This window comes from Streptomyces sp. NPDC055078, from assembly GCF_053607985.1.
The window spans coordinates 1-13,018 of record NZ_JBSGUP010000180.1; the positions used below are offsets into that span (position 1 = coordinate 1).

Consider the following 13,018-nt stretch of genomic DNA (forward strand, 5'->3'; position numbering starts at 1 on the left):
GGTGGACGGGGGTGCCCGTCCACCGGACCGTGCCGTGGCGTGGGTCAGCCGGCCGAGGAACCGGTGTCGTGTTCGCGCAGGACGTCCGCGGCGACCGCGAAGGCCGCGTTGGCGGCGGGCACCCCGCAGTAGACGGCGGTCTGGAGCAGCACATCGGCGATGTCGTCCGGCGTCAGACCGTTGCGCAGGGCGGCGCGGACATGCAGGGCCAGCTCCTCCTGGTGGCCGCCGGCGACCAGGGCGGTGAGGGTGATGCAGCTGCGGGTGCGGCGGTCCAGGGTGTCGTCGGCCCAGATCTCGCCCCAGGCGTAGCGGGTGATGAAGTCCTGGAAGCGGGCGGAGAAGGGGGTGGTGCGGGCGATCGCGCGGTCCACGTGCGCGTCGCCGAGCACCGCCCGCCGTACCGCCATGCCGGACCCGGCGGGGCCGGGTCCGTCGCCGAGATGGGCGAGGAGCACGTCGAGTACGGCGCGGGGCTGTTCGACGGCGGCGAGGTGGGCGGCGTGCGGCAGTTCGACGAGCCGGGAGTCGCGGATGGCGTCGGCCAGGGCCCGGGAGTGGGGCGGCGGAGTGGGGCGGTCCTCGCGTCCGGCGACGATCAGGGTCGGTGCGGTGATACGGGACAGGTCGGGCCGCAGATCCAGGTCGGCGAGGATCTCGCAGCAGGCCGCGTACCCCTGTGGGTCGACGGACCGGTGATCCGCGACCAGAGCGGCGACGGCCGGATCGCCCGAGGCGGCGAAGGCAGGGGTGAACCAGCGTTCGGGTGCGGCCGCGGCGATCTGTTCCGTCCCCTGGGCGCGGACCGCCTCGGCCCGTTCCAGCCAGGGTGCGCGCTCGCCGAACCGGGCCGAGGAGCACACCAGGGCCAGCGAGGTGATCCGCGAGGTGTGGTGCGCGGCCAGCCAGGCGCCGACCGCGCCGCCCAGGGAGATGCCCGCGTGGGCGAACGTGTCATGGCCGAGGGTGTCGGCCAGTTCGAGTACCAGCCCCGCCAGGCCGGCCAGGGTGGCGGGCGCGGGCAGCGGTCCCGCCGGTGACGTGCCATGGCCGGGCAGATCCCAGCGGACGACACGGAAGTGCCGGGCGAGCGCGGGGACCTGGCGGTCCCAGACGGCGAGCGAGGTGCCCAGTGACGGGCCGAGGTAGAGCGGGGGCGCGTCGGGCGGGCCGTCGGCGCGGTGGTGCAGGGTCATCAGCACTCCTGGTGGGGCCGGCGCGTGAGTGCGCGGTCGGTGAGCAGGGCGGCGGAGCCGAGGTATCCGAGCGGGTCCAGGAGTTCGCCGGGCAGCGTCTCGGGAAGGCGGTCCGTTTCCCGCCGCAGCGCGTCGGCCAGTGCGGTGCCCTCGTCGGCGACGCGCCGGGCGGCCCGGGCGACCACTTCCTTCGCGGGGCCGGGGCCGATGAGGGGGGTGAGGTGGGCGGTCAGCCGCTCGCTGAGGATCAGACCGCCGGTCAGGTCGAGGTTGGCGCGCATCCGCTCCGGCCGGATCGTCAGCCCGCCGCAGAGTTCGGCCGCGTCACACGCTGCGCCGCCGGTCAGCCGCAGCGCGCCGCGCAGCGGTTCCCACTCCGCGTGCCAGGCCCCGGCGGGCCGCTCGTCCTCCGCGGCGAGCGAGCCGTGCAGGACGGACGCGAGCGCCGGGATCTGCCGGGCGGCGGACGCGATCAGGGTCGCCCTGACCGGGTTGGACTTGTGCGGCATCGCGGAGGAGCCGCCGCCGGACGCCTCGGCGACCTCGCCGATCTCCGTACGGGAGAGCACCAGCACATCAGCGGCGATCTTCCCCAGCGCCCCGGCGGTGAACGCGAGAGCGCCGCCGAGATCGGCGACAGGCGTACGGAGGGTGTGCCACGGCAGCACGGGCGCGGCGAGGCCCAGTTCGGCGGCGTAGGCGGCCATCAGCTCGGGGCCCCGGTCGCGGCCCTCGGGACCGTACGCCCCGAAAGCGGCCAGGGTGCCCGCCGCGCCGCCGAGTTGGGCGGGCAGGGAGGTCCGGACGCGGGCGAGCCGGTCATGGGCGTCCAGGACGAGGGAGCGCCATCCGGCGGCCTTGAGCCCGAACGTGATCGGCACGGCGTGCTGGGTGAGTGTGCGGCCCGGCATGGGGGTGTCGCGGTGGGCCCGAGCCAGGGTGGCGAGGCCGTCACCGGTCCGTACCAGATCGGCGGTGATCAGATCGAGGGTCCGGGCGGCGACCAGCATCAGCGCGGTGTCCACGATGTCCTGGCTGGTGGCCCCGCGGTGGACGAACCCGGCGTGGTCCGGGGAGTCTTCGGCCACCCGCCGGGTGAGGTCGGCGATCAGCGGGATGACCGGGTTGCCGCCCCGGCGGGCGCGCAGGGCGAGGGAGCGCGGGTCGAAGAGGTCCGCCCGCGCCGCCTCGGTGACGGCGCGGCCCGCCGCCGCCGGGGCAAGTCCGAGGGCGGACTGCGCCCGGGTCAGCGCGGCTTCGGCGTCCAGCAGGGCCTGGAGCACCGCCCGGTCGCCCGTGGCGGTCTCGGCGGGGCAGCCGGCCCGGAGCGGTGCGAGCAGCCCGGTGTCCGCCTCGGTGTCCGCCTCGGCGGTACCGGCCGGCTCATCGGTGGAAGTCAAGGAAAACCGTCTCCTTCTCCCCCTGCAGATGAATGTCGAAACGGTGGACACCCTCGCGCTCCTCGGACGCGACCAGGGTGGCCCGGCGCCCGGGAGCCAGCGCGCCCAGCAGGGCGTCCGGGGCAGGCTCCCCGAGGTAGGCGCGGGTGTACAGATGATGAAGGAGCCCGCGCGCGAACACACACACCGCCAGATACGGCGCGGTCGCGGGCGGCGGCAGGGTCCGGACCGCCCAGTGGCCGTCCGGGTCGGTCGCCACCCGCCCGAAGCCGGTGAAACCCACCCCGTCCCGGCCGAGGAATCCGCCCGTCACCGGGTCCCGGCGCAGTGAGCCGGGCAGCGGCTCGGGGACGGCCTGCCAGGTCTCGACCAGCGCGTCGGGCACCGGGTCGCCGTTCCCGTCCCATACATACCCGTGCACGGTGACGGTGCCGGGATGACCTGCGGGCGCGATGGCGCCGCCGCCCGGGAAGGGCAGCGCGTAGCCGTAGAACGGGCCCACGGTCTGGGAAGGCGTGGGTGCGGGGGTGGGATGCGGCATCAGTGGTCCTCCGGGTCGGGGAGGGTGGCGGCCGGCCCGTCCAGGACGATGTCCCAGTGGTAGCCGAGCGCCCACTCCGGAGTGGACAGCTCATGGCGGTACTCGGCGACCAGCCGGGCGCGCGCGGCCGGGTCGGTGACGGACTGAAGGATGGGGTCGTACGGAAAGAGCGGATCGCCGGGGAAGTACATCTGGGTCACCAGGCGCTCGGTGAACGCGGTGCCGAAGACCGAGAAGTGGATATGCGCCGGCCGCCAGGCGTTGCGGTGATTGCGCCAGGGGTACGCGCCCGGCTTGATCGTGGTGAACCGGTACCGGCCGTCGTCGTCGGTGAGACAGCGGCCGGCGCCGGTGAAGTTCGGGTCGAGCGGCGCGGGGTGCTGGTCGCGCTGGTGCGCGTAGCGGCCCGAGGCGTTCGCCTGCCAGACCTCGACCAGTTGTCCGCGCACCGGTCGTCCCGCCCGGTCGAGGACCCGTCCGGTGACGACGATCCGTTCGCCGAGCGGTTCGCCGGGGTGCTGCCGGGTCAGGTCCGCGTCCAGTTCGGTGACATCGGTGACGCCGAAGACCGGCCCGGTGGTCTCTGCCGCCTCCGGTTCGTCACCGACGACGGCCGGCGGACGGAGGGGGTGGCGCAGCAGGCTGCTGCGGTACGGGGTGAAGGCGCGAGTGGGGTGGTGCGGCGGCGGTGCGCCGCCGTCCGCCACCGCCTTCCGCGCGGCTTCGTGGGCGCCGGCGATCTCGGCGCTGATCTGTTCCTGGTCCGGCTGTTCGGGGATCGTGGTGCGGGTGGTGGTCACGGGGTCACCTCTCCAGGGCGAGTGCGAGACCCTGACCGACGGCGATGGCGCCGCCGCGCGGATTGACCAAAGCGGGGTCGAGGCCGGGCGTACGGGAGATCAGGGCGGCGAGCACGCCCGCCGCCAGATCGTCGGGCCGTACGTCCGAGAGCGCGCCGCCGTACTTCCCGGTCGGGGTGCGGACGGCGTCGACGGCAGAGACGTCCCGGAGGCGGTCGGACACAGTGGCTCCTTGCTCAGCGGAGCGAGGGGGCAGGACGGGGGGTGCGGACGGGGGCGGCGGTCTTCTCCCGTACCTCTTCGGGGGTGGTGCCGGGCGCGGTCTCCACGAGCAGCAGCCCCTCGTCGGTGATGTCGAGGACGGCGAGGTCGGTGATGACGCGGTGCACACACGCGCGGCCGGTGAGCGGGAGGGTGCACTGCTGGACGATCTTGGGCGAGCCGTCTCTGGCGGTGTGGTCGGTCAGCACGATGACCCGGCGGGCGCCGTGGATCAGATCCATGGCACCGCCCATGCCCTTGACCATTCTGCCGGGAATGGACCAGTTGGCGAGATCTCCGGTGGCGGAGACCTGCATGGCCCCCAGGACGGCGGTGTCGATATGGCCGCCGCGGATCATGCCGAAGGAGAGCGCGGAGTCGAAGTACGAGGCTCCGGGCCGTACGGTGACGGTCTCCTTGCCCGCGTTGATGAGGTCCGGGTCGATCCCGTCGGGCGACGGATAGGGGCCGACGCCGAGGATGCCGTTCTCCGAGTGGAGTGCCACATCGACCCCCTCGGGCAGAAGGCCGGGGATGAGGGTGGGAAGTCCGATGCCGAGGTTGACATAGGAACCGTCGGTCAGCTCGGCCGCCGCGCGGGCGGCCATCCCTTCACGGGTCCAGGCCATCAGGCGCGCACCGTCCTCTTCTCGATCTGTTTGTCGGCGGCCTGCTCGGGGGTGAGCGCCACCACCCGCTGGACGAACACGCCGGGCAGATGCACGGTGTCCGGGTCCAGCTCGCCGGGTTCGACCAGTTCCTCGACCTCGGCGATGGTGATCCGGCCAGCCATCGCGGCCAGCGGGTTGAAGTTGCGGGATGCCTTGTTGAAGACGAGATTGCCGGCGCGGTCGCCCCGGGCGGCCCGGACGAACGCGAAGTCCGTGGTGATGCCGTACTCCAGCACATGGTCGCGCCCGGCGAAGGAGCGGACCTCCTTGGCGGGGCTCGGCACGGCCACCCGGCCGTCGGTGCCGTACCGCAGGGGCAGACCGCCGTCGGCGACCTGGGTGCCGACCCCGGCCGGGGTGAAGAACGCGGGGATTCCGCACCCCCCGGCCCGCAGCCGCTCCGCCAGCGTCCCCTGGGGGACCAGTTCGACCTCCAGCTCACCGCCGAGGTACTGCCGCGCGAACTCCCTGTTCTCGCCGATGTACGAGCCGGTCACGTGGGCTATCCGGCCGTCGGCCAGCAGGGTGCCGAGTCCGGCGCCGTCGACTCCGCAGTTGTTGGAGACCACGCGCAGGCCGCCGGTGCCGCGGGCGCGGAGTGCGGCGATCAGCGTGGTCGGCACCCCGCTCAGCCCGAAGCCGCCGACGGCGAGGGAGGCACCGTCCCCGATGTCACCGACCGCCTCGGCGGCGCTGTGTCTGACCTTGTCCATGGAGGGCTTCCTTGTCAGGGGCCGGTGGACCCCATGGACCCACTGGCATTCGTTCGCCAGGTGAACTACAGTTCACTCATCTCCCAGAGTGTGCGTTCATCGGCCACGTGATGTCAACGGCCGCACCGGACACCACCGGGTGAAGATGTACCGATCACCGTCCCGTACCTTGCTCACGAACTGGGCGCGGTGTTCGTGGAATCCCTCAGGGACGGCGCGGGGCGGAGTCAGTCGGCCGGGCGCAGGAGCGGGCGCTGCGCCGCCTTCTCCTTCTCGTACGTGCGGCGGGCGGCGGTCGTCGAGGCCAGTGAGGACACCTCGGCCACCGGCACGTCCCACCACGCCCCGGAGGGGGGCGCGGCGGCCAGCGGGTCCGTTTCGATGTGCACGACCGTCGTACGGTCACTGGCCAGCGCGGCCGCGAACGCCTCGCGGAAACCGTCGGCTCCGCGGGCCCGGATGACATCCGCGCCCAGGCTCGCCGCATTGGCGGCCAGGTCGACCGGGAGGACCGCGCCGTCGTGGCGGCCGGTGTCGCCGTCCCGGTAGCGGTACCGGGTGCCGAAGCGCTCGGAGCCGAGGGATTCGGAGAGCGCGCCGATGGAGGCGTACCCATGGTTCTCCACCAGCACGATGACCAGTTTGAGGTCCTCGGCGACCGCGGTCGCGATCTCCTGAGCCATCATCAGATACGAGCCGTCGCCGACCAGAACCACCGACTGGCGGTCCGGGGCCGCCATCTTCACGCCCAGGCCGCCCGCGATCTCATAGCCCATGCAGGAGTATCCGTACTCCACGTGGTAGCCCAGCGGGTCGCTGGGGCGCCAGAGTCTGTGCAGGTCACCGGGGAGGGAACCGGCGGCGCAGATCACCACGTCGCGGTCGTCCACGGCGTCGCGGACCGCGCCCAGGATCTCGCTCTGGCTGGGCAGGGGGGTGTTGCGCCGGGTGAAGGCGGCGTCCACCGTCTCGTCCCAGCGGCGGACCAGTTCGGTCGCCCGTTCACGGAGACCATCGGGCACGCTGTGCCCGGCGAGCGCGCGGCTCAGCGCCTCGATACCGGCACGCGCGTCCGCCTGGAGCATGAGACCGGCCTGCTTGGCGGCGTCGAAGGAGGCGATGTTGAGGTTGATGAACCGGATGTCCGGATGGGCGAAGAGGGTCCGGGAGGCGGTGGTGAAGTCCTGCCAGCGGGTGCCGATGCCGAGAACCACATCGGCCTCGCGGGCCAGTGCGTTGGCGGCCGGGCTGCCGGTGTGCCCGATCGCGCCGACGGCGGCCGGGTGGCCGTAGGGCAGCGCGGCCTTGCCCGCCTGGGTGACGGCGACCGGGATGCCGGTGGCCGCCGCGAACTCGGCCAGCGCGTCGGTGCCGTCGGAGTGGATCACACCGCCGCCCGCCACGATCAGGGGGCGCTCCGCCGCGCGCAGCAGCCGTACGGCCTCGGCCAGCGCCGACTCCTCGGGAGCGGGGCGGCGTACATGCCACACCCGGCGCTCGAAGAACTCCTCGGGGAAGTCCCAAGCCTCGGCTTGGACGTCCTGCGGCAGCGAGATCGTGACCGCGCCGGTCTCGGCCGGATCGGTCAGCACCCGCATGGCCTGCACCGCCGAGGAGAGCAGTTGCTCGGGACGCCAGATCCGGTCGAAGAAGCGGGACACCGGACGGAAGACGTCGTTGACGGTGATGTCGGCGGCGTACGGCAGCTCCAGCTCCTGGAGGAGCGGGCTCGCGGCCCGGGTGGCGAAGGTGTCGCCGGGCAGCAGCAGTACGGGCAGCCGGTTGATGGTGGCCAGCGCCGCGCCGGTCACCATATTGGTGGCGCCGGGCCCGACCGAGGTCGTACACGCGAGGGTGGAGAGCCGGCGGCGGGTGCGGGCGAAGGCGACGGCGGCGTGCACCATGGCCTGCTCGTTCCGCGACTGGTAGTAGGCCAGGTCTTCGGGCTGCTGGAGCAGCGCCTGCCCGATTCCGGCGACGTTGCCGTGGCCGAAGATGCCGAAGCAGCCCTCGATCAGCCGGTGCTCGACGCCGTCGCGCTCGGTGTACTGCTGGGCCAGGAACGACACCAGCGCCTGGGCGGTGGTCAGCCGCCGGGTGCCCTGAACGGTGCTCACCGGGCTCCCTCCGCATCGCACAGAGGCACGCGCGGATCGGTCGGCATGTCTTCCCAGGAGGCCCGCACCCAGTGGTGGGCGGGGTCGTCGCAGCAGGCCATGGTCCGCTCGGGGTGCGGTCCCGCCAGCACATTGAGGTAGTACATCGGATAGCCGGGGGCGGCCATCGACGGGCCGTGGTAGCCGCGGGGCACCAGTACCGCGTCGCCGTGGCGGACCTCTTCGAGGAGGTCGATGCCGTCCGCGTACACCCTTTGGTAGCCGAGGGGTTCGGAGCCGGGGCCGGGGCCGCCGGTCGAGCCGAGTTCGAAGTAGTAGATCTCTTCGAGTACGGCCTCTCCCTCGTTCCGCTCGTCGTGTTTGTGCGGTGGGTACGAGGACCAGTTGCCGTCCGGGGTGAGCACCTCGACCGCGACCAGCCGGTCGCAGCCGAAGCCCTCGGGGGAGGCGAAGTTGTTGACCTGGCGGGTGGCGTTCCCCGCTCCTCGGATCTCCACCGAGACCTGGTCGGCCGGCCCGTACGCCGGTTCCAGGCGCCGCTCGCAGCGGGCGGCGGGCAGCGCGAACCGCCCGCCCTCCACCGAGTGAACCGACACCGTGGCGTCGCGCGGTGCGTAGGCGAAGTCGCTGACCCGCGCGAACACGTCGGTCCGGCCGGCGAGGTCGAATGTGTGGCTGCCGGAGCCCTGTCCGCGGACGGTGACGCGGCAGGAGCCGGCCAGGGGGAGCACGATGCACTCGCTGTCGCCGGTGGTGAACTCCATGGACTCACCGGCCGCCAGTTCCAGTACGCGCAGCGAGCTGTAGGCCCAGCCCGCGTCCTCCGGGGTGATCACCAGCCGGAAGCCGGATGAACCGGATGAACCGGTCGAGCCCGCCGAGCCGGTCGAACCGGACGGGCCGGTCGAGCCCGCGGAACCGGCGGGCAGATGCAGGGAGCCGGTCATCGCGTGTCCCCCCGGCCCAGCAGCGAGACCGCCGTGTCCACCGCGCCGGCCACATCGTCGTGCGGCGGGAAGAGCATGGTGCGGCCGATGATGAGCCCGCGGACGTGCTCGATCCGCAGGGCGTTCTGCCAGGAGGCGTACATCGCGTCGGGATCGCCGCCGCCCTCGCCGCCCAGCAGCAGCGTCGGCATGGTGGTGGAGGCCATCATCCGCTCCATCTCGTCCACCACCGGCACCTTCAGCCAGGTGTGGGCGGATGTGCGGCCGAGGCCCTGGGCGATGTTGTTGGCCCAGATCTGGGCGTCGGGCTCCAGGATGTTGCGGACCCTGCCGTTCTCGCGGACCGACTTGAAGGGTTCCACCAGGGCCAGCAGCCGTCGTTCGGCCAGCTCGTTGATGGCTTGGGCCGTGCCGCTCAGGGTCTGTGCGGTGCCCTGTTCCGCGGGGTCGATGCGGAGCAGCATTTTGCCGCCGTCCAGACCGCTCTCGGCGATGCCCCGTGCGTCGTAGCCGCCGAAGCGGTCGTCGAGTTCGAAGGAGGAGCCGGGCAGTCCGCCTCGGTTCATCGAGCCCAGGACCAGCTTGCCGTCGAGTGCCCCCAGCAGTATCAGGTCCTCGACGAGATCGGCGGTGCCGAGGAAGCCGTCCACGCCGGGCCTGGAGAGCGCCTCCAGGCAGCGGGCCAGCAGTTCATGGCGGTCGCCCATGGCCGTCGGGTTGCCGCCGGCCGCGACCGCGCCGCGCGCCGGGTGGTCGGCGGCCAGGATGAACAGCGGCCGGGCGAGCCCCGCCGGGTCGAACCGGGGGCGGGCCGCGGCGGCCCGGCGGATGGCGTCCGGGTCGGTCAGCCGGAGACGCCCCACCGAGGCGATGTCGGCGGCGGGGCGGACGGTGGTGATCACAGCTGTGCTCCAGGGGTGGTACGGCGACCGGCCAGCAGCCGGTCGATCTCATCGGGGGTGGGCATGGCGTCCGCACAGGAGTGGCGGGAGGCGACGATCGCCCCGGCGGCGTTGGCGTTCTCCAGCGTCCGGGTCAGCGGCAGCCCCGCCACCAGACCGGCCACCAGCGCACCGCCGAAGGCGTCGCCCGCGCCGAGCCCGTTGACGACGTCCACCGGCACCGGTGGCACCACCACGCTCTCGGTGGCGGTGCGGGCCAGCACTCCGGCGGGCCCCAGTTTGACCACGGCGAGGCGCACCCCGCGCTCCAGCAGCAGATCGGCTGCCCGGTCCGGATCGCGGGTGCCGACGGCCACCTCGACCTCGTCACGGTTGCCGACGGCGACGGTGCAGTGTTCCAGGGCGCGGGCGTAGTGGGCCGGGGCCTGGTCCGGGTCGTCCCAGAACGCCGGGCGCCAGTCCAGGTCGAAGACGGTGTCGGTGCCCGGCTCCCGGTCGGCGGCGGCGCGCAGTGTCGTACCGCGTGAGGGCTCGGCGGACAGTCCGCTGCCGGTGATCCAGACGACCCTGGCCGCTCGCAGTGCCTCGGTGTCCAGGTCGTCCTCGGTGATCCGCAGATCGGGGGCGCCCGGCCGGTAGAAGTAGAGCGGGAAGTCGTCCGGCGGGAAGATCTCGCAGAGTACGACCGGGGTCTGGGCGCCGGGGACGGTCACCACATGCCGGTCGTCCACACCGAAGCCGCGCAGCGCGGTGCGGACGAACCGGCCGAGCGGATCGTCACCGACCCCGGTGGTCACCGAGGAGCGCAGCCCGTGCCGGGCGGCGGCGACCGCCACATTGGTGGCGCTGCCGCCCAGGTACTTGGCGAAGGTCCGCACCTCGGCGAGGCCGGTCCCGGTCTGTTCGGGGTAGAGGTCCACGCCGACCCGGCCGAGGGTCATCAGGTCGTACGTCATGCCGCGTCCTCCTCGGTGCCGGCGGCGGCCCGGTCCACATACAGGTCGGGGTCCTTGCAGAGCGCGATGAGCGTCGCCGGCCAGGACGGGTCGTAGCCCGCACCGGTGGTGAGCCGGCGGACGGCCTCCCGCTTGTGCCTCCCGTGCACCACCATCACCGCGCGGCGGGAGTGCTCGACGATGGTGCGCACCCCCACCGTGACGCCGTGGCGCGGGACATCGTCGATCGAGGCGAAGTCCGGGAAGGTGCCCAGGTTGTCCTCGCGGGTGGTGTCGGCGAGGACGGTGATCCGGCTGCGGCTGTCCTCGGGCGAGCCGGGCGGATTGAACGCGATATGGCCGTCGGAGGCGCCCGAGGCGAGGATGAACAGGTCCACTCCGCCCGCCTGTGCCAGCCGCTCCTCGAAAGCGGCCGGGTCGGCCGGGTGCGGGAACCAGACGGACTCCGCCGGGATGCCGAGGCCGGGACCGGCCGCCGCGTTGAGCGGCGCCACGATCTCCTCGGCGGCGAAGCGGTGGCAGCTGTTGTGGGCGCTGTGCGCGACGTCCTCGAAGCCGCCGGCCGGGGCGGGCACGACGTACTCGTCCATCATGGCGATCACGACATGGCGCAGATCGAGTCCGCGCCCGGCGGTCAGGACGCTGAGTGCTTCGTACACCGGCTTGGGGCTCCGGCCGCCCGGACAGCCCAGCACATAGCGGTGTCCGGCCCGCCCGGCCTCGGCGATGCCGTCGGCGATCTCGTGGGCGAGGGTCTCGCCGAGTGCGCCGGGGCTGTCGAAGACACGCGGGGACAGGGGGGCTGACACGGTGTTACTCCTTCACGGCCCCGGCGAGCATGCCGTGGATCATGCGGCGCTGCAGGGCGATATAGCTGATGAGCACGGGAAGTGCGACCAGGACGGCCGCGGCTGCGGTGACGCCGGGGTCGCTGTTGCGGCGGTTGCCCGCGAAGAACGACAGGGCGAGCGGTGCGGTCTGCACGTTCTGGTCGTCCGGTACGAGCACCAGAGCCAGCAGGAACTCGTTCCATGCGAAGAGAAAGAGCAGGGCGGCGAGGGTGCCGATGGCCGGCATCGCCATCGGCAGCAGAATCGACCGGAGCGTACGGAACTTCGATGCGCCGTCCACCGAGGCGGCCTCCCGCAGTGCGGGCGGCGTGGAGTCGAAGAAGGTCCGCATCCAGAAGATCGCGAACGGCAGGGAGAGGCCGATCTGCGGGAGGATCAGTGCCCAGTAGGTGTTGATCAGATCCCAGGACTTGAGCTGGTGGTAGAGCGGGATGACGGTCGCCTCGTACGGCGTGACCAGTCCGGCCAGCAGCAGCACCAGCAGGGGCCCCTTGAGGGGGAAGGGGAAGACGGAGAAGGCGTAGCCCGCGAGGACGGCGAGCAGGATGGTGCCGACCACCACACAGACGGCGACCAGCATGCTGGAGATCAGCGGCTGGGCCGAGAGCCCCCGGTCCCATGCCTCGGCGAAGTTGGCGAAGCTGATGGAGGTGGGGATCGAGAAGCCGCTGTGGCGGCTGCCCGGCTCACTCAGCGCGAGCAGCAGGACGGACAGGAAGGGATAGAGCGCGAGGAGTGCGGCGACCCAGAGGACGGCGTGGCCGATGACGGTCTGGCGGCGAGTGCTGCTGGTGATCATCCGTCAGTTCTCCTTCCCGCGCACCACGCGGATGATCACAGCGGTGACGACGAGGACGACCGCGGTCAGACAGATGGAGATCGCGGAGGCGGCGCCGACCTCTCGGGTGAGGAACGCACCCTGGTAGATGAAGACGCTGGGGACCGAGGTGGAGGAGCCCGGACCGCCGGCGGTGGTGTTCCACACCAGGTCGAAGTTGCGCAGCGCGTACGTGACGGTGAGCACCAGGGCGACGGCGATCTCGCCGCGCAGCGCGGGCAGGGTGACAGTGAAGAACTCCCGGATCGGGCCGCAGCCGTCCAGCCGCGCCGACTCGTACAGCTCCACCGGGATCTTCTGCACACCGGCCAGGAAGAGGACCATGCACAGGCCGAACATCACCCAGGAGCCGATGAGCCCGACCGCGGGGAGAGCCGTGGCGTAGTCGCCGAGCCAGGCGCGGGTGAGGGAGCCGAGGCCGACGGCGCTCAGCGCCGCGTTGAGCGGACCGTCGATGTCGTACACCCAGCGCCAGGAGACCGCGACCACGACGGTGGCGAGGATCTGCGGCAGAAAGAGCACGGCGCGGAAGAAGGCGAGACCGCGGACCTTGATCCGTGAGATCAGGCCGGCCAGGCCGAGTCCGATGACGACCGGGAAGAAGGCGTAGAAGACGAGGAAGACCAGGGAGTGGCCCAGCGCGGCGGGAATCCGGCTGTCGTTCAGCAGGGCCGTGTAGTTGTCGAGGCCGGCCCACCGGCCGAGGGTGATGCCGTCCCAGTGGAACAGGGAGATCCAGGCGGTCTGGCCGATCGGGCGCAGGACGAAGAGGCAGTAGAAGGCCGCCGCGGGCGCGAGGTAGAGGAACGCCGGCCAGTACTGGCG

General features: G+C 72.4%; 13 protein-coding genes and 1 pseudogene. All 14 read right to left on the reverse strand.

All coding sequences use genetic code 11. The features are described 5' to 3' along the window. Nucleotides 1–44: 44 nt before the first annotated feature. A complete protein-coding gene (pcaDC, locus tag ACWF94_RS17335; protein WP_453488396.1) occupies nucleotides 45–1,196 on the reverse strand; it encodes a bifunctional 3-oxoadipate enol-lactonase/4-carboxymuconolactone decarboxylase PcaDC in 1,152 nt (383 codons plus the stop codon). After that, nucleotides 1,196–2,596: a 3-carboxy-cis,cis-muconate cycloisomerase gene (gene pcaB, locus ACWF94_RS17340; RefSeq protein WP_453488398.1), complete on the reverse strand. Its 1,401-nt coding sequence runs from the start codon at nucleotides 2,594–2,596 to the stop codon at nucleotides 1,196–1,198. The genes pcaDC and pcaB overlap by 1 nt, the downstream gene beginning before the upstream one ends. Beyond that, nucleotides 2,580–3,137, reverse strand: coding sequence for a protocatechuate 3,4-dioxygenase subunit alpha (gene pcaG, locus ACWF94_RS17345; protein WP_453488399.1), 558 nt, complete (start codon nucleotides 3,135–3,137; stop codon nucleotides 2,580–2,582). Before pcaG ends, pcaB begins: the two co-directional genes overlap by 17 nt. Beyond that, nucleotides 3,137–3,937, reverse strand: coding sequence for a protocatechuate 3,4-dioxygenase subunit beta (gene pcaH, locus ACWF94_RS17350; protein WP_453488401.1), 801 nt, complete (start codon nucleotides 3,935–3,937; stop codon nucleotides 3,137–3,139). Before pcaH ends, pcaG begins: the two co-directional genes overlap by 1 nt. Before the next feature lie 61 nt (nucleotides 3,938–3,998). Next, nucleotides 3,999–4,160: pseudogene (locus tag ACWF94_RS17355) on the reverse strand (thiolase family protein); the annotation flags it as partial. A 13-nt stretch (nucleotides 4,161–4,173) separates the two neighbouring features. Next, on the reverse strand, nucleotides 4,174–4,827 hold the full coding sequence (locus tag ACWF94_RS17360; protein WP_453488403.1) for a CoA transferase subunit B: 654 nt from the start codon (nucleotides 4,825–4,827) through the stop codon (nucleotides 4,174–4,176). Then, entirely contained in the window at nucleotides 4,827–5,582 is a 756-nt protein-coding gene (locus ACWF94_RS17365; protein WP_453488405.1) for a CoA transferase subunit A, read from the reverse strand. The genes ACWF94_RS17360 and ACWF94_RS17365 overlap by 1 nt, the downstream gene beginning before the upstream one ends. Before the next feature lie 227 nt (nucleotides 5,583–5,809). Beyond that, on the reverse strand, nucleotides 5,810–7,699 hold the full coding sequence (iolD, locus tag ACWF94_RS17370) for a 3D-(3,5/4)-trihydroxycyclohexane-1,2-dione acylhydrolase (decyclizing) (protein ID WP_453488407.1): 1,890 nt from the start codon (nucleotides 7,697–7,699) through the stop codon (nucleotides 5,810–5,812). After that, nucleotides 7,696–8,646: a 5-deoxy-glucuronate isomerase gene (gene iolB, locus ACWF94_RS17375; RefSeq protein WP_453488409.1), complete on the reverse strand. Its 951-nt coding sequence runs from the start codon at nucleotides 8,644–8,646 to the stop codon at nucleotides 7,696–7,698. Before iolB ends, iolD begins: the two co-directional genes overlap by 4 nt. Continuing rightward, entirely contained in the window at nucleotides 8,643–9,548 is a 906-nt protein-coding gene (locus ACWF94_RS17380; RefSeq protein ID WP_453488411.1) for a Cgl0159 family (beta/alpha)8-fold protein, read from the reverse strand. The genes iolB and ACWF94_RS17380 overlap by 4 nt, the downstream gene beginning before the upstream one ends. Next, entirely contained in the window at nucleotides 9,545–10,504 is a 960-nt protein-coding gene (iolC, locus tag ACWF94_RS17385) for a 5-dehydro-2-deoxygluconokinase (protein ID WP_453488413.1), read from the reverse strand. The genes ACWF94_RS17380 and iolC overlap by 4 nt, the downstream gene beginning before the upstream one ends. Further along, complete coding sequence (locus tag ACWF94_RS17390) at nucleotides 10,501–11,313, reverse strand: 6-phosphogluconolactonase (protein ID WP_453488415.1); 813 nt, start codon at nucleotides 11,311–11,313, stop codon at nucleotides 10,501–10,503. Before ACWF94_RS17390 ends, iolC begins: the two co-directional genes overlap by 4 nt. Nucleotides 11,314–11,317: 4 nt before the next feature. After that, a complete protein-coding gene (locus ACWF94_RS17395; protein ID WP_453488417.1) occupies nucleotides 11,318–12,154 on the reverse strand; it encodes a carbohydrate ABC transporter permease in 837 nt (278 codons plus the stop codon). A 3-nt stretch (nucleotides 12,155–12,157) separates the two neighbouring features. After that, nucleotides 12,158–13,018 (reverse strand): carbohydrate ABC transporter permease (locus tag ACWF94_RS17400; protein WP_453488419.1); only part of this gene is annotated, 861 nt, incomplete at its 5' end.